This is a genomic window from Nocardia sp. 852002-20019_SCH5090214 (genome assembly GCF_001665865.1).
Taxonomy (GTDB): domain Bacteria; phylum Actinomycetota; class Actinomycetes; order Mycobacteriales; family Mycobacteriaceae; genus Nocardia; species Nocardia nova.
In genome coordinates this window covers 1-20,103 of record NZ_LZMK01000008.1, presented here as the reverse complement: position 1 = coordinate 20,103, position 20,103 = coordinate 1, and the positions used below count along the sequence as shown (strand labels likewise).

Here is a 20,103-nt window from a genome sequence, read left to right as displayed (position 1 = left end):
GGGCGGGCTCGTAGACATCTGCGTGCCAAGAGCATGCCCCATGGCACCGACAAGTCCACATCGTGCGCGACACCCGGGTTACGGCAGACATATCGGCAACAGCTCAGCGAATCGGCCGATCCGCGCGCGGCGAACTCGGCCGCGTGCACAACGCGGCATCCGGAATCGTCGGTGTCCGTCGGTTCGCCCGCGTACGAGACCACTGCAATGTTTCGGCGAACCGTTCGGCCGGCCCCTTCGCCGGCGCACCGGCACAGACGGACGTCCCGGCGGGTGCGGCGACGTTGCCGCAGTGTGCCGAGGCGCCGGTCCGGGGCCGAAATCGGCGCACGCTCTGGCTCCCGGCGACCACGAACCGGTAGCGTGCGCTGTTCATGAGGAGTTCGGTGGTCGTCGAGGTCTGCCGATGAGTTCGCGATATCTGCCCGGCCTCAGTGACGAGCGCCGCGCGGTGCTCGAATTCTGCGGGGAGTTGACCGAGGAGCAGTGGGCCGCGCCCAGCGCGGCCGCCGGATGGTCGGTGGCCGAGGTCGTCATCCACATGACGACCGGAGTGCGCGCGCTGCTCACCCCGAGTGCCGCCGCCATCGTGGCCACTCGCGATCTGGAGCGCCTCAACGAACAGCTGGTGGACGAAAAGCGTTCGCACACAACGCGTCACGTATTGCCGGAATTCGACACCTGGTCGCGGCGCGGCGTGCGGGCGCTGTCGCTGTTCACCGCGGCGGGGATACGGCGCATACAGCTCCCGATCGGTGAGCTGGGCTGGTACCGGCTGGACCTGATTCCGGCGATGCTGCTCTTCGACTGGCACACGCATCTGCGCCACGACATCGCGCCCGCGCTCGACCTTCCCCCGCCACCCACCGACGCGCTGCGCATGAACGCCATCCTGACCTGGCTCACCGTACTGCTGGAGCGTTCCCATCGCGAGGCGCTGAGCTGGCTCGACGCCCCGGTGGCGCTGACTTTCACCGGCCCCGGCGGCGGTACCTGGCGGATCGAGCCGCGGGGCGGACGGCTGCGGGTGCGGCCCGGTCAGGCCGCCGGCGCCGCCGCCCATATCGCCGCGCTGGCGCTGGAGTTTCCGCAGTGGGGTACCCGGCGGTTGCCGTGGCGGGCGGGCGCGGTCGCGATCACCGGCGATGCCGAGCTCGGCGCCCGCGTACTCGACTCGATCAATCTGGTCTGAGCGGCCGACGCATGTCCGCGGACCGGACCCGCGTGGGCGTACAGTTGGGCTTCGACAAGATCGGCCCCGGACCCCGCGGTCCGGCGGGCCGATTCTCGATCGGCAAGAGGGGATTCGAGTGGACAGGCCAGCGTGGGCGCCCGAGGGCGTGGATATGCAGCGGCCCAGCCCGGCCCGGATGTACGACGCGCTGCTGGGCGGTTCCCACAATTTCGAAGTGGACCGGCACGCTGCGGCGGAGGGGCGCAAGCTGGTGCCGGATCTGCCGCGGCTGGCATTGAGCAACCGCGCTTTTCTGCGCCGGGCGGTCCGATTCATGATCGACTCCGGGATCCGGCAGTTCCTCGATGTCGGATCAGGAATTCCCACCGCTGGGAATGTGCACGAGGTCGCGCACGACATCGATCCCTCGATCCGGGTGCTCTACGCCGACATCGACCCCGTCGCGGTCACCCATGCGGCCACCATCCTGGAGGGCAACGACCACGCGGGCGCCATCGAGGCGGATCTGCGCAAGCCGGAGGAACTGCTCGCGCGCGCCCGTGAGACCGGCCTGATCGACTTCGATCGTCCCGTCGGTCTGCTGCTGGTCGCCGTGCTGCATCTGCTGCAGGACGAGGAACGTCCGCGCGAGCAGGTCGCCGCGTTGCGGGCGGCCGTGGCGCCGGGCAGCTATATCGCGATCTCCCATCTGTCCTCGGCACACCGGCCGGAGGCGGCCGCGCGGATTCACGAGGAATCGACCAGCGGCGTCGGAATCCGTTTCCGCGACCGCGCGGCCATCGTCGACATGTTCACCGGCTGGGAACCGGTCGAGCCGGGCGTCGTCGAATTACCTCTGTGGCGCCCGGAATCCGAGCGTGACCTGCACGAGACGCCGGGACGCTCGCTCGGTTTGGGCGGCGTGGGGCACAAGGTGTGACGGGGTCCACGGGATAGGCAGGGGTTTGCAGGGTGGGTTCGCAGGAGTTGGCGGCGCGGTGGGCCGACGCACTCGACGGAGTGGTCGCGCCGACCCTGACGCGAACCGAGATCGAGACCCTGCTCACCGGCCTGTGCGAGGAACTGCTGGGCACGCTGCGCGGCACCGTCGGCGTCGAGGCGGCCCGGCTGGCCGCCTCGTCGCTGGTCGCCGCGAATTATCGCGACGATGCCGCGGTGAGCCGATCGGTGGCGGTGATCTGCCGCGATATGGTCGCCGAGATCTGCCCGGACCCCGGTGACCCCGATTACGAGACCGTCCGCGACCGCGCCGTCACCGTGGCCGGGGAGTTCGCCGCCGGATTCACCGCGGCCCTGCGCGGTGCCGCTCTCGCCGAACAGGAGACGACGCTGAGCGCCGCACTGGCCGCGGTCCGTGAGGAACAGGCGCGGCGGCAACTGTCGGAGGCCCGGTTCGGCGCCATCTTCGCCGGCGCCTCGGTGGGCATCGGCACCATCGACGCCGAGACCGGCAGGGTCCGCGATGTGAACGCCGCTTTCGCCGAGATGCTCGGTGTGCCGATCGACCTGATCCTCGGCCGGTCGGTGGCGGCGGTGCTGGGCGAGGGCAACGTCGGTGAGGCCTACACCCAGTTCCAGCAGCTGTTGCGCGGCGGTCTGGACCGCTTCCGGATGGAGACGTCGCTCACCCGGCCCGACGGTCACCATTCCGATATCGACCTGTCCATGTCGGTGGTGCGGGACGCGCGCGGCAGGGTGCGATTCCTGATCGGGGTGGCCGTCGACATCACCGAGCGCAAGGCGCTGGCCGACCGGCTCTGGCACGAAGCCCATCACGACGATCTGACCGGGCTCGCCAATCGGCTGCTGTTCTTCGACCGGCTGGCGCAGGCCGAGCCGCCGATCGGACTGTGCTATCTCGACCTGGACGGATTCAAGGAGATCAACGACGATTACGGGCACACCATCGGTGATCGCGTGTTGCGTACGGTCGCCGAGCGACTGGGGGCGGCGGCCGAGCCCGATGGGCTGGCCGCTCGGATCGGGGGCGACGAGTTCATCGTGCTGATCGAGCGGTGCGCGGGCGAGACGCAACTGGTCGACATGTCGTCCCGGCTGCTGGCGGCACTCGGCGAACCGGTCGTGGTGGCCGGTGGGGCGATCACGGTGGGCGCCTCGATCGGCACCGCACTGGTCACCCGGCAGCCCGAGGCGGTCGACGATCTCATGCATGCCGTCGACACCGCGATGTACCGCAACAAGAGTGCGCGGCAACGGCCCGGCAGCCGGTCACGCCTGCATCAGTGAGCCGGCAGCGGCGAGGGGTCTCGATCCGCGAATTCGTGCCGGTCGCGCTCGTCGCCGTATCGGGCGAGGAAACCGGAGCAGTCGGGACATTCGGCGAGGATGGGATGGCGGCAATCGAGGATGTGGGCGAGGAAGCGATCGGTGGCCTCGAACAGGTCGATGCGGCGGCGCAACTGTGCCCGCTCGGCGGCAATCAGGGCCAGCCGTTCGTCGCGCCCGGAGATGCCGAGTTCCCGGATCCGGCGCAGCGACAACCCGGTGCGCTGCAGGGTGCGGATCAGCCGTGCCCGGTCGAGAGTCTGTTCGTCGTAGGCGCGATGCCCGGAGGGACTGCGGGCCGGATGCAGCAGCCCGACCGATTCCCAATGGCGCAGCACATGCGCCTCGACGCCGATCGCCACGGCGGCGTCGCCGATCTTCAGTCCCTCGTCCATCGCCGGCCTCACCCCTTTACTTCATGTCGACCTTAAGTTTTATCGTGCCACAACACGTGGCGACGATCCCGTCGTTCGCGGCCCACCCACAGAACGGACGAATGACATGCCGGATCCGGTGAAGACACCGAGTGTGCTCGAATGCTGCACTGCCGCAGTGGGTTCCGTGCGCGGGCTGATGCTGCCCCGCCGGCTCGATCGGCGCTTCCTGGCCTCGATCCCCGATGCCGGGCTGCCCGAGCCCCGAGGCGTCGTCTCGGTGCGCGCGCTGCCGCAGGCACCACGGTCGGTGCCGACGGCGGCGGTCGTCGAGGGAACGTTCACCCCGCGCCGTATCGACAACGCGCTGACCGCCTTCGTCGTCGAACATCCGCAGGCCCGGTTCGTGGTCGACCCCGGCGTCTGCCTGGATGCCGAACGTCGCGCGATCGCGCAGCTCCCGGCGGTCCTGCGGGTCGCGGTGCGGCCCCCGGCCGCAACCGTGGCGACCGTCGACTCGCTGCGTCAACACGATCCGCGACCGCTGGATTTCGCGCTGCCCACGCACGCGCATTGGGATCATGTCTGCGGTCTGCTGGATCTGCCGGAACTGCCGGTCCACATGCACCGCGTCGAGCAGCGGTGGATCATGACGGGTCCGGTCGCGCCGGTCGGCGGCGTCCGCGATGCGCTGCGGGAGCGGCCCGTGGTCGAATACGACCTCGACGGACCGCCGGTGCTGACGTTCACCGCGAGCCACGATCTGTTCGGCGACGGGACCGTGGTGCTGGTGGATCTGTCCGGGCACACCCCCGGCAGTATCGGCGTCCTCGCCCACACCCGGCGGGGCTGGGTCCTGCTCGCCGGGGATGCCGCCTGGCACCACCTGCAGATCGACAAGATCCGCCAGAAGGCAAGCTACCCGGGCGGTTTCGCCGATGACGATCGCGAACTGACCTTCCGCACACTGCACCGGCTGCATCTGGCGCGCACGACGGTGACGGTGGTGCCGACCCACGACCACGCGGCCGCCCAGCGGTTGCGCGCCGAGGACGCGAACGTGGGCGTGGCGAACGACGGCTGAGGTCGCGGCGGTTCGGCACCTTCGACCGGTCCAGCGAGCCTCGGGTGGCTATGGACCGGCGGGCCACTCGCTCGCGACCATGGCCTCATGACCTCCTCGGCGTATGTTCCCGCTCTGGCCGGCCACGAATTCGCGGTCGACACCACCTATCTCGACACCGCCTCGTACGGCATTCCGCCGGCCCGCGCGTTCACGGCGGTGCGTGAGGTTCTCGACGGGTGGGCGAGCGGGCATCGCGCACCCTCGCGCTACGACGATCGGGTGGATCGGCTGCGCGCGGCCTATGCCCGCATCCTCGACGGCGCGACGGCAGCCGATGTGGCGATCGGCAATTCGGCCGCCGCGCTCATCGGCCCGGCCGCGGCCGCACTCGCGCCCGGCTCCGAAGTGCTGGTCGCCGCAGGCGATTTCGCCTCCGTACCCAATCCGTTCCGCTACCGCGGAGATCTGCGGGTACGCACGGTGGAACTGGAGCGATTGGCCGAGGAGGTTCGACCGGATACCGCGCTGGTGGCCTGCAGTCTCGTCCAGTCCGCCGACGGCCGGACGGTCGATCCGGCGCGGTTGCGCGAGGCCACCGCGGCGCACGACGCGCTGCTGCTGTTCGACGTCTCGCAGGCGGCGGGCTGGTTGCCGCTGCGATTCGCCGATGCCGACATCTGGGTGTGCGCGAGCTTCAAATGGCTGCTCGGCGCTCGCAGTGTCGGGCTGCTGGCGATCCGGCCGGAGATCGCCGACCGGGTGCGCCCGCATGCGCCGGGCTGGTACGCGGCCGCCGACCGCTGGGCGGAAATGTATGCGCCGCAACGACTTGCCGATACGGCGCGGCGCTTCGACGCCACGCCCGATTGGCTGGGTGTGGTAGGCGCGCTGGCCGGAGCGGAACTGCTGGAGGAGTTGACGATTCCGGCGATTCAGGCCCACGATCTGGCGCTGGCCGACCGCTTCCGCGCCGGACTGGACGACCTGGGCTTCGCGCCCGTGCCCGGACGCGCGCCGATCGTGTCGATTCCGGGCGCCGCGGCCGCCGCCGACGCCCTGGCCGAGGCCGCGGTGGTGACCACGGCCCGAGCGGGTGCGCTGCGGGTGTCGTTCCACGTCCACAACGATTCCGACGATGTCGACCGTGCCTTGAAAGCCTTGAGCGACAGCCGGAGTCGAACGATGTCGGGTCAGTAGGTGCGGCGCGGACGTCCCGGTGGCTGTCGCGATTCGGCACGCACGCGATCGCGCAGTTCGCCGGGAATGCGGTGGATGATCGCCGAGCGGTCCGCGGCCGCGAGTTTGCGGCGAATGGTCGCCACCTGGGCGTCGACCGTGCGGACCGACGTCCCGCGGCGCACCGCGACCGCACTGTTGGTCCAACCGGCGGCCACCAGAATCGCGATATCGCGTTCGGCGGGTGAAAGTTCCTGCCATCGTGCGTCGTCCGGGCCGGCATCGGCGTCCTCGACGATCTCCAGCCGCCCGAGGAAATACCGCTGCAACTCGTTGTCTTGCGGCCGCATCCGCCCACCGCGACGCACCGCGGCGGCGTAACGCTCGGCCCCGAGCACCGCGGTCGCGGCCGCGCGCGCCGCCGAGGATCCCTCCACCACCAGCGGCACCCGGTCCGAGGCGATCCCCATCGAGCGATGCAGCGCGGCCGTGCCGCCCTGCAGGTAGGCGATCTCCCGCGCGGCCGCCGCGAGCTCGTCCGGGCGCGCGCCGGATTCGATACGCCGCGACAGGATCGCGGCCAGCGCGACGGTGCAGAAATGGATGATCCAACCCGCGGTCCAGGTATCTCCGCGATCGAGATGCGCGGCCACCGCCGCCCGGCCCCGGCGCACGGCGTCCGCGGGGTCGCCGTGGCGGATGGTGGCGACCAGTTCCGCGAACTCGGCCCACGAAACCGCCCACGGCGCATCCGTTTTCGCCGCGTCGTGCAGGTGGCGGCGCACCACCCGCCCGGCCACCTCCGGGGTCGCCAGGCTGGCGGCCGCGAGCACGGTGAACAGATCACTGCGCTGGGTGCCGCCGCGATCGCCGACGGCCGCGAACTTCCGGCGGGCGCGCGACAACACCTCGATCGAGCGCAGGTCCAGGCGAATCAGGAACAGTTCCAGTCCCCAGGTGAATTCGACCTGGGCCGGCAGGCCGATGTCGTCGGCGGTGTGCTCTCGCCACTCCCGGCGCAGCACGGGATCGGTGAGACATTCGGCGGCACATTCGCCGAGAAGGCGGGAGGTGTAGTCGAATCGGCCCTGCCACACCGCGATCCAGCCGATCAGGGCCTTGGCGGTGATCCGCAGCGACGACAAGGCCGGATCGTCGCCGACCACCGCGAGGGCGCGTTCGGTGAGCCCGGCGACCGCGCGGTTGGTGCCGGTGAGGAACGGCACCCGCAATGCCATGACCACGGTGGCGATCTCGAGTCCGATCACGGCCTCGGCCGGATCGCCGAGGCTGGTCTCCACCGCGAGCAGCACGTCGTTCCATGCCCCGCGGACCCAGTCGATCCACTCCATCTCGTCGGGGCCGTACCACATCGCCTGTCCGGCAACGACTTTGTCACGGAAGTAGCGACGATGGCGGGCAGGCATGCCGGACGGTGAGGCCGCACCGTCCGGTCGCTCCTGCAGCCGGAGGCGGGCGAACGCGCGCACGCTCTCGGGCAGGAAATAGCGCACCGAGGTGGCCGTCATGCGGGTCGACACCAGCGACCGTTCGACCAGTCGCTCCAGCGTGGCGGCGATGACCGGCTCGGGCAACGCCTCGTCGGCGCAGACCTGCGCCACCGCGCTGTATTCGATACCGCCGCTGCGGGTTTCCTCGTCACCGGGGTCGAATCCGGCCGCGAAGACCGACATCCGGTCCAGCAGCAGGCGTTCGGCGTCGGTGCACAGCCCGTAGGACCAGGCGATCACGTCACCGACGTTGCGATGACGCTCGTCGGCGCCGGCCCGCACACCCGACGACCAGTGCATCCACGCCTCGGAGTCGGTGCCGGTGAGATCGCGCAACACCTCGGCGAGCGGCCGGTAGCGCAGCCGGGCCGCGGCCAGCCGGATGAACAGCGGATTGTTGTCCACCTGCCGGCAGATCCGGGCGGCCAGTTCCAGGGTCGCGGGATCCGCGGCGATGGGCCGGCCGGTCAGTTCGGCACGCCGCCGGAACAGTTCCAGCGCATGGTTTTTGGTGAGTGGCGGCACCGGCACCAGCCGCTCGTCGGTCCAGCCGATCGGTTCCCGGCTGGTGGCCACGACGGTGACGTCCGGATTCACGCTCAGTAGCTCGACGATCAGCCGCGCCACCGGATGCAGCACGTGTTCACAGTTGTCCAGGACCAGGACGGTGCGAGCGGCGCCGAGCGCGGCGAAGGCCTCGAGCAGGCAGTCTTCCGCGCTGCTGCCGGTGGTCGCGGTCGGTGCGACGGTGCGCACGATCTCCTCGGCGACCGCCTCGGCGTCGGCGCCGGTCTCCAGCCGCGCCAACCGCACCCACAGCACGTGATCGCGACCGGGCCGCTGGGACCTGCGCAACGCCTCGGTAGCCAGCGTCGTCTTACCGATCCCACCCGGTCCGAGCAGCGTGATCAGCCGGGGCCCACCGGGTTCGAGCAGTTCGGCGATGCTGCGCAGTTCCGCTGTCCGGCCGACGAATTGGGATATCCACGGTGTGGTCACGACCGGGCCGTCTCGCGCCGGGCCAAAGCCTCGCTGCGCATCCGCTCCCGGGCCTCGGCGGGCAGATGCCGGGCGATCTCCGCGCGCGAGGTGATCTGCAACTTCTGCCGGACCATCGCCACCTGGGCATCGACCGTGCGCACCGAACTGCGGCGGCGCACGGCGATGGCGCTGTTGGGCCAGCCCGCGGCCGCCAGCACCGCCACCTCACGTTCCGCCCGCGACAGGCTCTCCCAGCGCTCCGACTCCGGCCGCGCCGCCGCCACCGCGCCGACCGGCGGTTGTGCCGTGACGACACACGGCTGCTGGGGCAGCGCCGAGCCCTCGGCGCGGCGCACCTCCAGCCGGCGCAGCTGCAGATGCCGGGCCGCGAGCCGATTGGCCTCGACCGGATCACGCCGGTGCAGTTCGGCGCGCGCGACGAGGCGGACACATTCGGTGAGATACCACCGTGCCGAGGTCCCGGTCAGCCGCACGATCACCAGCGACCGTTCCACCAGCCGGTCCAGTGTCGATTCGATCGACACCGCGGGCAACGCCTCGTCGGCACAGATCGCCTCGATCGCCTCCCGATCGGCTCCGCCGCCCGCGGAGCCACCCGGAAAGACCGACAACCGTTGCAGCAGAATGGATTCGGCCGGGGTGCAGCGACTGGTGGACCATGCGATGTTGGCGCCGATATCGCGGTGGCGTGCTTCCACCCCGACCCGGGCACTGTCGGACCATTGCAGGCGACGGTCGTAGGCATCGCCGCTCACCTCGTGCAACACGATGGCGGGCGGATGGTGCCGCAATCTGATCGCGGCCAGCCGCAGGCCGAACGGATTGTGGCTCATATGCGCACAGATCCGCCGGAGGATATCGTCGTCCTCGTCGCCGTCGCCGGCCGTGCGGCCGGTGAGCTCCATGCGAATGCGCAGCAGCCGCAACGCCTGTGCGGGATCCAGCGAGGGCACCGGGACGAGTTGTTCGTCGATCCAGCCGATCGGCTCGCGACTGGTGGCCACGACGGTCAGCGCCGGGTCGGCTTCGAGCAGGTCCGCGAGCTCGGTCGCGAGGGAGGTCACCAGCCGATCGCAGCTGTCCAGCACCAGTACGTGCGGGGCGCCGCCGGGCCGGGGCGCGAACTCGCGTAGTTCGGCGATCGCGGTCTCGGCGTCCAGTTCCGCCAGCGCCAGCCAGCGCGTGGGCAGGTCTACGTCGCGGCGCAGCGTTTCGATGGCCAGCCTGGTCTTGCCGATACCGCCGGGGCCGGTCAGGGTGATCAGCCGTGCGCCACGGGCGATCAGCGCGGTTATCCGCTCTCGCTGCGCGAGCCTGCCCACGAACTCACTGCTGGTGGCGGGCAGTACACCGATGCGCGATCGCTGGAACATAGTAGGAACAAGTTAGCCCACCGTGCCCCCGTCGCGTGTCCGGATTCGATACCGCGATCTGCGACTACCCCGTTCGCGCGACCGGCGCGGCCTGTTGATAGTGCATCTGCACGACCGCGCTGTCGAAGGTCATGATGTCCACCAGCTGCAGTCCCGCCGTATCCAGCGGTTTGGGGAACAGCGGCACCCCACCGCCGAGGAGCAGCGGGTGCACGAACAGCCGGTATTCGTCGACGAGATCGTGTTCGAGAAAGTACGAGGCGGTTTGCGCACCGCCGAAGACCACGACGGGTCCGGTCGAGGCCGCCCGCAGCGCGCTGATCTCGCCGATCGGATCCGCACCGATCACCCGGGTGTTCCAGCCCGGATCGCGCAGCGTATGGGAGAACACCAGTTTCGGTGTGCGTTTCCAGCAGCGCGCGAATTCGACGTAGAACGGCGAGATGGCCGGATCGGCATCGGCATAGGGCCAGAACGCGGCCATGATCTCGAATGTCTTACGGCCGTAGACGAACACCTCGGCCGCCCGTAGTTCGTCCAGGAAGGACTCACACAGCTCTTCGTCCACCACCGGCCAGTGAATTTCCTGGTCGGGCCCCTCCGCGTATCCGTCGAGCGACATCTGCATCCACAGTGTCACGCCTGCCATCGCTCACCCATCTGCCGTAACTTGCCGACGTGTGATTGTTCCCCCCGGTGGGGGCGGCGCGCATCGGTAATGTTCGGGCGCACCTACTTAAGTAGGTTGCGCCCGTTACCTATAGGTGCCGGATCAGAGCAGTTCGCCGTCGCGGCACAGGCTCGACGAACGCCAGGTCGGCGCCGGGCCCTCGCCCTGGAAGCGCCACTGGGAGATCGGCCCGGCCGCTCGCCAGTACAGACCGCCCGAGGCCGGAACCGCCTCGTACACATCCTCGGTCCCCGCGATCAGCTGATCGCCCACGCAGTAGTCGTTGTAGGACGTGCCCGGCTGGCGTGCGCCGGGACTGAAGCGACCGGCCGGGTTTCCGAGCGCGCCCGGATTGGCCACGGTGTCGGCGCGGTGGGACGGACCGTCCGCATTCCATCGGGCGGCGCCGAAAAGTTCACTGCGGCAACTGAATGCCCAGCCGCCGGCATGCACCTGCGTCCCCGGGGCGAAGGCGGCGCCGGCCCACAGACAGTACGGTCCGGGCGCCTGCGCCGCGGCCGGACCGGCGGACAGGCCCACGACCGCGGCACCCGCGACGGTCGCGGCCAGCAGCAGGGATCGGGTGGTGCGGGCAAAGGTGGCTGCGGTCATCGGTGTGTCTCCGTTCAATCGTGCACTTCCGACGCTGATGGACGGAAGTATCGGCCACACCGTTAATGTACCGTTAGATAACGGCACGTTATACTGTGAAATATCCCCAGGGATGGGAGTGAAGGAATTTCGCGGTGAACGCTCAGGAGTCGGCGAGCGCCTCGTTCAGCGCACTGTCCTGATCGAGATACCGGGCCACGAACCGGCCGATCAGTTCGGCGCCGGCCTGTGCCGGGACGGTCCGGATCGCCTCGGAGCCCGCGGCCAGCCCGGCCACATCGGCCGGCGTGCCCGCCGAATCCTGGAAGCCGGTCCACACCGTGCGCTGGAACAGGTCCGTGAAGCGGCGCGCGATCCGGTCGCATTCGGTCGCCAGCCGCTCGAATTCGGCGATGATCTCCGGCTCCGGCACACCCGCGGCGACCAGCCGGTCGGCGGCCTGCAGCAGCATCGGATCGGCGGCGCGGTAGGTGCCGGCGTCGACCGGCTCGTAGAGGCCGAGGGCGACGACCCGGGCCAGTCCGTTGGGCACCTCGCGCAACCGCTGCGCCAGGTCGGTCGCGGCGATCGTCACATCGGCCGGCGATTCGGCGCCCGACGACGCATCGGGCTCCGCGACGCCCAGAATGTCGCCGAGATCGTCACCGCGATCCCAGGCGTTGAGCAGTTCCTTGATGCCGTTGAGTTTGATGCCGCGGTCGAGCAATCGGCTGATGGTCCGCACCCGGTTGAGGTGTTCGGCGCTGTAGAAGCCGGTGCGACCCTTGACCTGCGGCGGCGGCAGCACACCGCGCTCGTGGTACACCCGCAGGCTGCGCACGGTGGTCCCCGCCTCACGCGCGAGCTCGTCGATGGTGTACTCGGTCCGGGTCGTCATACATCAAGGAAACCACACTGAAACATACGTGGATCGAAAGTGTGCGGCGGCATGCCGGTTCCCATCCTTGGCGGTTCGATTGCGATCCGCGGGGGTGGCGGACCTATCCTGCTGTGCATGGACGATATGGCGGACGCGCGCCCCAGCGCCGCCGAGCGAGAGCGCGCACTGCAAGAATTGTCACAGCAACTGGGCGCCGGCAGATTGACCCTGCCCGAATTCGACGAGCGCACCGCGCTGGCCACCCGGGCCGATACCCGCGTCGAGCTGGCGGCGCTGTTCACCGATCTGCCCGCCGTCACCCCCGATCCCCCGGCCGCGCCCGCACCGGCCAATCCGCTGCCCTCCCTGGCCGTCCTGGCCGGTGCCATCACGGTCTTCGCGGGGGCGGCGGCATGGGCGGCCGGAAACTGGTTGTGGCTGTTGCTGATCGCCGCGGCGCCGGTGGCCGTGGTGCTCTGGCGGGTGCGCGGGGTCGCCTGAGCCGGTTCACCACCGGGTGCGCGGACGTACCTGATTGGCCAGATCGACGAGCCGGTAACGATGCAACCGGCCCGGTGCCGTGCGGGCGAGGGCGCGCAGCGAGGTCTCGAGCCCCAGCTGCAGACCGGATTCGGTGAGCGCGAAGCCCAGCAGGGTCGCCTCGGGCCGGCGCGGCTGCCCGCCCGCACGCACCCATTCCAGCGCCGCGCCCACCACGACGACCTGCAACTGCAGGGCCCGCGGTTCCTCCGGCAGCGCCTCCAGGCGCAGCGCGGCCGCGGCGAGGTCCTCCTCGGTCACCTCCGCCACCGGTCGCGACACCAGCAGCAGTCCGCCGGTCATGTGGGCCAGCGCGTAGTGCCGTGAGGACATCGGCACCCGGTCGAGTACCGCGACGGCGTCGAGCAGTTCGCCGTCCGCGGCCAGTCGCCGCGCCAGTCCGAACGCTGCGCTGACCACCCCGTGGTTGGTGCGCCAAACGGTCCGATAGAAGTCGACCGCGGCCCGGTGCCAGCGATCCGGATCGGCCGGTAGGTCGAGATGTTGCAGGACCAGTTCGGCGGTGGCCGCCAGCGCGAGCGCGGGGGCGATCTCCCCGGGCAGCATGGCGTGCACGGTGTCGAACTGCGTGTAGGCGTGCTCGAAGGCGCCGTCGAGCAGATCGGCGATACCGCGGTACCAGGTCAGCCGCCAGTCGGTGTCGTAGTCGAGCATCAGTTCCCGCAACAGGGCCCGCGCCGGTTCCACCTCGCCCAGATCGAGATGGGCGCGCACCGCGGTGAGAGCGCCCTCGAGTTCGAAGGAACCGGTGTCGGCCAGCACCCCGGAGGCGATCCGATCGTGTATGCGCCGCAACGTATCCAGCGCGTGGCGCGGATCCCCGTGCAGCAGCGTGGACATCAGCTCGGCACTGGGATCGGTGCTGTCCATCAGCGGAACCGGCAGGGCGGCCACCACCGCGCGCGCGTCGAGGGTCGGCATCCGGTGGCGGCCGTCGACGATACCGTCGGTCTGGCCGATCAGCGTCTCGATGCCGAAATCACCACGCATGGAACCGAATTCGACCGAAGCCTGCGGATGTTCCCGGTCGGTGTCGGTGGCCAGCACCATCCGGAGCACGCCGGTGAGCTGGCAGTACATCGAATAGGTGGAGGGGAATCGGCGGGCCGGTTCGGGATCGGTGGCCCGGCACAGCAGCCGATACAGCGACGGATAGCGGACCAGCAGCGGATGTGCCTGCGGCTCCGGCATTTCCGGCAGCTGATGGCCGCGCTCGTCGCGCGGCAACTGCATCACCAGTGCCGCCAGGGTGCGGCCCACGGTGTAGATGTCGGAGGCGACGGTGGGCCCGGTCTCGGTGATCTCGGGCGCCTGGAAACCCGGTGTGCCGTAGATACTTCCGAACGACTCCATGGCCGCCACCGCACCGAGGTCGATGAGTTTGACCTCGTCCTCGCTGACCATGATGTTGTCGGGTTTGAGGTCGTTGTAGGACAATCCGAACGAATGCAGGTAGTCCAGCGCCGGCAGGACCTCCATCACGTACGCGATCGCCTCCGCCACCGGAATACGCTGCGGCGCACGCTGATCGAGCACACGCTTGAGCGACTGCCCGCCGACGTACTCCATCACGATGTAGCCGTCGGCGACATCGCGGCCCGGGCCGCGGTGCTTGACGAAGTTGTAGATCTTCACGATGCCGGGATAGGCGACCTCCGACAGGAACTGCCGCTCCGCGAGCGCGACCACGTGCGCCTCGAAATCCTGCGGATTCTGCAGGCCCTTCAGCACCACCCAGCGATCGCTGACGTTGCGGTCCACGGCCAGGTAGATCCAGCCCAGACCGCCGTGCGCCAGGCAACCCTGCACCTCGTACTGTCCGGCGACGACCTCACCCGGTTGCAGAATCGGCCGGAAGTTGAACGGGGACCCGCATTTTCCGCAGTCCCCCGCGACCTGCCCGGGGCCCGCGTCGCCCGCGCGCCCGACCGGGGAGTTGCATTTCCAGCAGAACCGCTTCTCCTCGGGCACTTCCGGGTCGTCCAGCACCGCCGCCCGCGGATCCACCGAGACCACCCGCGGCATCTCCACCAGACCGGCGCCCAGCCGCCGCGGACTCGGCCGCGAGCGCGCGCTGCGACCGGAGCCGGTGTCGGTGCCGAGCGTGTCGACCTCGACATCCGCGGTCACCGGCCCCGAGAACGGGTCCGGCTCGAAACTCGTTGCGGCACCGTTCTTCTCGACAGCGATGCCGCCGGCCTGCCGCACGGACGGTTCATCCGGAGAGTCCACCGCGACGCGCAGTCGCTGCGAGAGTTCTGTCCCACCGTTGCGTCGCGTCGCCCACGGATGCGCATCGGGTCCGCGCACCTCGCTGCGGCGGATGCGGCGATTCGCCCACGGATGCGGAAGTGGCGTATCGGGTCGCTCCGGCATGAGAAACCTCCCGAGGCCGCTGATGAACCGGGGCCTCATTCTCGTTCCCCGTTCGCGGTCCCGCGTTCGCGAGCTTCCCAAGGCCGGGAACAGCTCCGCCCCGGTGGTACCGGGGCGGAGGGAGCGACTACTTCTGGGCGTCGGGCGCTGATCCCGGCTCCCCGGATTCGGCTGCCGACTCGGCCGCCTCGTTCTGTAGCGGACGCTCCGCCAGCACCGGGAACTGACCGGTGTAGCCGAGACGCTCGGTGGCCATGGCCAAGACCTTGCGGCGGGCCAGGAACCAGCCCGCGACCAGCGCGGGCAGCATGACGCACACCATGGCCAGCACGGCGAAGCGCTGCACGTCGTCGTCGCTGGCGGCCATGAGGACCACCACGGCCGCCAGGAACACCAGGGTCGCGATGCTGGTGTACGGAGCGCCGATCAGCCGGAACGACGGCCGCTCGACCTTGCCGATGCGCGACCAGCGCCACAACTGCAACTGGCACAGGATGATCGCCGTCCACGCGAAGATCGTGCCCAGCGCCGACATGTTCAGCACGATCTCGAACGCCTTGTCCGGCACCATCGCGTTGAGTCCGACACCGATCAGCGCGATGCACCCGGTAGCGAGGATGCCGACGTAGGGCACACCGGAACTCGACATACGCGAGGCCACCTTGGGCGCGCTGCCGTTCATCGCCATCGAGCGCAGGATCCGGCCCGTGGAGTAGAGCCCGGCGTTCAGGCTGGAGAACGCGGCGGTCAGCACGACGAGATTCATGATGGACCCGGCGCCGTTCACCCCGAGTTTGGAGAAGAAGGTGACGAACGGGCTCTCGCCGGCGTGGAAGTCGCTGTAGGGCAACAGCAGTCCGAGCAGGACCAGCGAACCGACGTAGAACAGCGCGATCCGTGCGATCACCGAATTGATCGCGCGCGGCATGATCTTCTCCGGATTCTCGGCCTCACCCGCGGCGGTGCCGATCAGCTCGACCGCCGCATAGGCGAAGACGACACCGGTGGTGACGGTGACCAGCGGCAGGAATCCGGTCGGGAACAGACCGCCGTGCGCGGAGAGCAGGCTCAGGCCGGTGGTCTGGCCGTCCAGATCGAAGCGGCCGCCGAGGATGACCACACCCACGATCAGGAAGGCGACCAGCGCGACCACCTTGATCAGCGCCGCCCAGAACTCGAGCTCGCCGAACCAGCGCACCGAGATCAGGTTGATGCTCACCACGATCGCCAGTGCGATCAGCGCGATGAGCCACTGCGGAATGCTGCGGGTCCCTCCCCAATAGTGGACATAGGTCGCGATCGCGGTGATGTCTACGATCCCGGTCATACACCAGTGGAAGAAGTACATCCAGCCGACGCCGAAAGCCAGCTTCTCCCCGTAGAACTCGCGAGCGTAGGAGACGAACGATCCCGAGGAGGGGCGATGCAGCACCAGCTCGCCGAGCGCTCGCAGGATGAAGAATACGAAGATTCCACAGACGGCGTAGACGAGGAACAGGCCCGGGCCCGCGTCGTGCAGGCGGCCGGCTGCGCCGAGGAACAGGCCGGTGCCGATGGCACCGCCGATGGCGATCATCTGCAGCTGCCGGGGGCGCAGCGATTTGTGATAGCCCGCATCCTCGGCATGCAGCGCGTCCGCGGGCGCCGTCGCCTCCGAGGGAGGTCGAACAGTTGTCATGGGGGAGGACCTTTCACGTGACGGCGATCATATCTATGGGCAATGTACCGTCATTCAACGGCACGTTCAATACGTGGGATGGGTTGTAACACAACGGAAATGCCATCCGCCGAGGTCGGCGGTAGATCATACCGATAGGTATCGGTACGCTGGATAACGACAACGGCCGAGGAAGGGCGAGGATATGGCCTGGTTCGAGCGGGAATTCATCGCCGTCCCGGACGGTCGCAAGGATCAGCTGGTCTACAAGTGGCCCGATCTGAACATCCGGCGCTACAGCCGGACGATCGTCAACGCCGATCAGATCGCACTGTTCGTCAAGTCCGGCCGGGTCGTCGCGACGATGGGGCCGGGGCGCCATCGCGTCGACGCCGACGAGCTGCCGGTACTCGGTGCGCTCGTCGACACCGTCACCGGCAACAACTTCTACCGCGCGGAGCTGTACTTCGTTTCCACGCGCGAATTCGCGGGCGTCAAATTCGGCGGCCGGCTCGACGACATCGTCGACCCGGCCAGCGAGCAGATCGTGACGCTGCGGGTCTTCGGCGAATTCGCCCTGTCCGTCCGCGATCCCGCGCAACTGATCACCTCCCTCGTCGGCACCACCGATCTCACCGATCCTGCCGGAGTTCAGGCCTGGTGCGCGGATTTGCTGCTCAAGTCGATGAAGATGACCGTGTCGCACGGCATCTCGGAGGGCGACTGGCAGGTGCTCGGCCTCTCGGCGCAGCTGCAGTCGATCGAGTCCGCGGTGGTGCGCCAGACCAATCTCACGCTGTACGAGTACGGAATGCGGATCTCGCGCATGGGCAATTTCGACATCACCCTGGCACCGGAGGACGCCGAGCGGCTCAAACGACTCGCCAAGGATGTCACCTACATCCGGCTCGCCGGCGACTTCCAGCGTTACGCCGCCGGGGAAATGGCCCTGGGCGCGGGACAGGGAATGGCGCACGGACACGGCGGCGGAGAAGGTGGATTCCTCGGTGCCGCACTGGGTCTCAACGCCATTGCCGGCATGGGTCAGCAGTCGACGGTGCCGTGGGCCGCGCAGCAATCCCCGCCACCCCCGCCGCCGCCGTTCGGTCAGCCCGCGGGCCGACCGGCCCTGCAACCGCCACCCACACCGGAGCCGACGACCTCGGGCTCGCTGCCGCCGACAACTCCCGCCGGGGCCGACGACTCCGCGACGACCGGCTCCCCCGCCGCCTCCTCGAGCGCGGAATCGCCTTCGTCCGCGGCGTCACGGCTCGAGAGTGACGAGGCCACCGCCTCGGAGCAGGTGACCTGCGCGGCCTGCGATACCGACAACCCCCGCACCGCGCGGTTCTGCATGCACTGCGGGACCCGGCTGGCCGCTCCCCCGCGGCACTGCGCCGAATGCGGTGCGGACCTGCCGCCCGCGGCCCGGTTCTGCGGCGCCTGCGGCACCCCCGCCGGCCCGTGAACCGCCGCGGCTGCTCGCTGGGACCGGGATTCGCGGACGCCGCCGCCCACTCGGTTTCACGAGTGGGCGGCGGCGGGTTCCGGAGTGGGTTCGGGTGTGCCGGTCCCAGGCGGCGCACCCGAACCCACCGGCAGGTCAGCTGGGCACCGTCGCCGTCGTTTCGGCGCTGCCGACCATGCTGCGGACCTGGCGTGCGGCTACCGACAGGGTCGCCAGGTCGTGGGCGTCGGAGGTGAAGATCTCCCCGAGTGCCGCGCGAGCGCGGCTGAGACGGGAGCGGTTGGTCGATTCCCAGTAGGCGATCTTCTCCTCGGGGGTGTCGACCGGTTCCGTGGTGGTCAGCACGTCGGCGGTGAGCGAGCGCAGCGAATCGTAGAGATCCTCGCGAACGGCCAAGCGCGCCAGGGTCTGCCACCGATCGCCGCGATCCAGTCCGGCCACCGCGGACAGCAGGCGCTGGATGTCGAAGTGGGCGTCCAGCGCGTAGTAGAGGGCGGCCACCTCGTCGGCATCGCGTTCACAGATATCGGCGATGTCGAGCACGTCCAGCAGCGGGAACCGATGGATCAGCAGGAACACCTCCTCTGCCAGTTCCCGCGGCGCGCCGTGACCGATCGGTCCGCCGGAGCGCGACATCAGATCGTCGGCGAGCGCGCCGGGCCGCCAGGCCGGCACCCGGGCCGCCAGCGCCCGCACCCCGTCGCGGTAACGCGCGATGCCGGCACCGACCGCGATCGGCTGCGGCCGGTTGGTCAGCAGCCAGCGCGCCGCCCGGTCCAGGGTGCGCTTGGTCTCCATCTCCAGCTCGTTGCGCGCCGCGGCCGGCATCGGCGTGGTGCGGATGCGCTCCCACAGCGATCGCAGATCGAAGATCTCCACGGCCGCGGTGAAGGCGCGCACCGCATCGTCGGTGGTGGCGCCGGCCTCCTCGGCGAGCCGGAAGGCGTAGGTGATGCCGCCGTAGTCGACCATATCGTTGACCACCATGGTGGCCAGGATCTCCCGGCGCAGCGGATGCCGGCCGATCGCGGCGCCGAAGCGCTCCCGCAGCGGTGTCGGGAAGTAACCCGGCAGCAGCGCCTCGAACGCACTGCTGTCCAGCAGATCGCCACCGAGCAGATCCGACTTGAGCGAAAGCTTCACGTGCGCAAGCAGATTGGCGAGCTCGGGTGAGGTCAGCCCGGCACCGGCCGCGGCGCGCCGGTCCAGTTCGGCATCCGAGGGCAGTGCCTCGAGCTGCCGGTCCACACCGCGCCGGGTCTCCAGTTCCGCGATCAACCGCCGGTGCACCCCCACCATGGCGGCCGCATTCGAACGCGACAGACCCATCCGGAAGTTCTGGGAGATGTTGTCGCGCAACACCAGTGCCGAGACCTCGTCGGTCATCTCGGCCAGCAGGGCATTGCGGTCCGAGGCGGCCAGCTCGCCGGAGGAAATCGCCGCTCCCAGCAGGACTTTGATGTTGACCTCGTGGTCGGAGCAGTCCACGCCGGCGGAGTTGTCGAGCGCGTCGGTATTCATCCGGCCACCGAGTTTGCAGAACTCGATCCGGCCGAGTGCGGTGGCGCCCAGATTGCCGCCCTCGCCGATCACCTTGACGCGCAACAGATCCGCGTCGACCCGCACGGCGTCGTTGGATTTGTCACCCACGTCGGCGTGCGATTCGGTACTGGCCTTGATGTAGGTGCCGATACCGCCGTTCCACAGCAGATCGACCGGCGCCAGCAGGATCGCCCGGATCATTTCCGGCGGGGACAGCGTGCTCACGCCCGGATCCAGATCCAGCGCGGCGCGGATCTGCGGCGTGATCGCGATGGCCTTGGCGGAGCGATCGAAGACACCGCCGCCCTCGCTGATCAGCGAGGTGTCGTAATCCGCCCACGACGACCGCGCCAACCCGAACAACCGCTTCCGCTC

Annotated in this window: 16 protein-coding genes; 7 read left to right on the top strand and 9 right to left on the bottom strand. The window is 69.4% G+C overall.

What is annotated here, in order from left to right; all coding sequences use genetic code 11:
* Positions 1 to 406: 406 nt before the first annotated feature.
* The 3 genes from A5780_RS00405 to A5780_RS00395 all read left to right on the top strand — a co-directional run bounded on the left by A5780_RS00405 (position 407) and on the right by A5780_RS00395 (position 3,442).
* Positions 407 to 1,192 carry a maleylpyruvate isomerase N-terminal domain-containing protein gene (locus A5780_RS00405; protein WP_064905961.1) on the top strand — a complete coding sequence of 262 codons (786 nt, stop codon included), beginning with the start codon at positions 407 to 409 and terminating at the stop codon, positions 1,190 to 1,192.
* Positions 1,193 to 1,310: 118 nt separating this feature from the next.
* Positions 1,311 to 2,114, top strand: a complete 804-nt coding sequence (locus tag A5780_RS00400) for an SAM-dependent methyltransferase (RefSeq protein ID WP_082976203.1) — start codon at positions 1,311 to 1,313, stop codon at positions 2,112 to 2,114.
* A gap of 32 nt (positions 2,115 to 2,146) precedes the next feature.
* Positions 2,147 to 3,442: a sensor domain-containing diguanylate cyclase gene (locus A5780_RS00395; protein WP_063018496.1), complete on the top strand. Its 1,296-nt coding sequence runs from the start codon at positions 2,147 to 2,149 to the stop codon at positions 3,440 to 3,442.
* Here A5780_RS00395 and A5780_RS00390 read toward each other — a convergent pair.
* On the bottom strand, positions 3,436 to 3,876 hold the full coding sequence (locus A5780_RS00390) for a MerR family transcriptional regulator (protein ID WP_064907430.1): 441 nt from the start codon (positions 3,874 to 3,876) through the stop codon (positions 3,436 to 3,438). The genes A5780_RS00395 and A5780_RS00390 overlap by 7 nt on opposite strands.
* A 157-nt stretch (positions 3,877 to 4,033) precedes the next feature.
* Between A5780_RS00390 and A5780_RS00385 the strand changes: the two genes are divergently transcribed.
* Positions 4,034 to 4,939: an MBL fold metallo-hydrolase gene (locus tag A5780_RS00385; RefSeq protein WP_231982759.1), complete on the top strand. Its 906-nt coding sequence runs from the start codon at positions 4,034 to 4,036 to the stop codon at positions 4,937 to 4,939.
* An 87-nt stretch (positions 4,940 to 5,026) separates the two neighbouring features.
* Positions 5,027 to 6,118, top strand: a complete 1,092-nt coding sequence (locus A5780_RS00380) for an aminotransferase class V-fold PLP-dependent enzyme (protein WP_064907428.1) — start codon at positions 5,027 to 5,029, stop codon at positions 6,116 to 6,118.
* On the opposite strand, the gene A5780_RS00375 is transcribed toward A5780_RS00380, so the two are convergent.
* From A5780_RS00375 to A5780_RS00355, 5 genes are all read right to left on the bottom strand, one after another.
* Positions 6,112 to 8,607, bottom strand: a complete 2,496-nt coding sequence (locus A5780_RS00375) for an AAA family ATPase (protein WP_064907427.1) — start codon at positions 8,605 to 8,607, stop codon at positions 6,112 to 6,114. The genes A5780_RS00380 and A5780_RS00375 overlap by 7 nt on opposite strands.
* A complete protein-coding gene (locus A5780_RS00370; RefSeq protein WP_064907426.1) occupies positions 8,604 to 9,983 on the bottom strand; it encodes a LuxR C-terminal-related transcriptional regulator in 1,380 nt (459 codons plus the stop codon). Before A5780_RS00370 ends, A5780_RS00375 begins: the two co-directional genes overlap by 4 nt.
* A gap of 64 nt (positions 9,984 to 10,047) precedes the next feature.
* Positions 10,048 to 10,632: a dihydrofolate reductase family protein gene (locus A5780_RS00365; RefSeq protein ID WP_030515447.1), complete on the bottom strand. Its 585-nt coding sequence runs from the start codon at positions 10,630 to 10,632 to the stop codon at positions 10,048 to 10,050.
* Between the two features lie 123 nt (positions 10,633 to 10,755).
* Complete coding sequence (locus tag A5780_RS00360; RefSeq protein ID WP_064907425.1) at positions 10,756 to 11,265, bottom strand: hypothetical protein; 510 nt, start codon at positions 11,263 to 11,265, stop codon at positions 10,756 to 10,758.
* A 142-nt stretch (positions 11,266 to 11,407) separates the two neighbouring features.
* A complete protein-coding gene (locus A5780_RS00355) occupies positions 11,408 to 12,142 on the bottom strand; it encodes a MerR family transcriptional regulator (protein ID WP_064907424.1) in 735 nt (244 codons plus the stop codon).
* A 117-nt stretch (positions 12,143 to 12,259) separates the two neighbouring features.
* Between A5780_RS00355 and A5780_RS00350 the strand changes: the two genes are divergently transcribed.
* Entirely contained in the window at positions 12,260 to 12,625 is a 366-nt protein-coding gene (locus A5780_RS00350) for a DUF1707 domain-containing protein (RefSeq protein ID WP_036524529.1), read from the top strand.
* A gap of 6 nt (positions 12,626 to 12,631) precedes the next feature.
* Here A5780_RS00350 and A5780_RS00345 read toward each other — a convergent pair whose 3' ends face one another.
* Positions 12,632 to 15,061: a serine/threonine-protein kinase gene (locus A5780_RS00345; protein WP_082976201.1), complete on the bottom strand. Its 2,430-nt coding sequence runs from the start codon at positions 15,059 to 15,061 to the stop codon at positions 12,632 to 12,634.
* Between the two features lie 127 nt (positions 15,062 to 15,188).
* On the bottom strand, positions 15,189 to 16,739 hold the full coding sequence (locus A5780_RS00340) for an amino acid permease (RefSeq protein ID WP_063018512.1): 1,551 nt from the start codon (positions 16,737 to 16,739) through the stop codon (positions 15,189 to 15,191).
* A gap of 184 nt (positions 16,740 to 16,923) precedes the next feature.
* Between A5780_RS00340 and A5780_RS00335 the strand changes: the two genes are divergently transcribed.
* Positions 16,924 to 18,186 carry an SPFH domain-containing protein gene (locus A5780_RS00335; RefSeq protein WP_064905944.1) on the top strand — a complete coding sequence of 421 codons (1,263 nt, stop codon included), beginning with the start codon at positions 16,924 to 16,926 and terminating at the stop codon, positions 18,184 to 18,186.
* A 135-nt stretch (positions 18,187 to 18,321) separates the two neighbouring features.
* Here the strand turns inward: A5780_RS00335 and A5780_RS00330 are convergent.
* On the bottom strand, positions 18,322 to 20,103 hold a 1,782-nt coding region (locus A5780_RS00330), incomplete at its 5' end, for an NAD-glutamate dehydrogenase domain-containing protein (protein ID WP_197521631.1).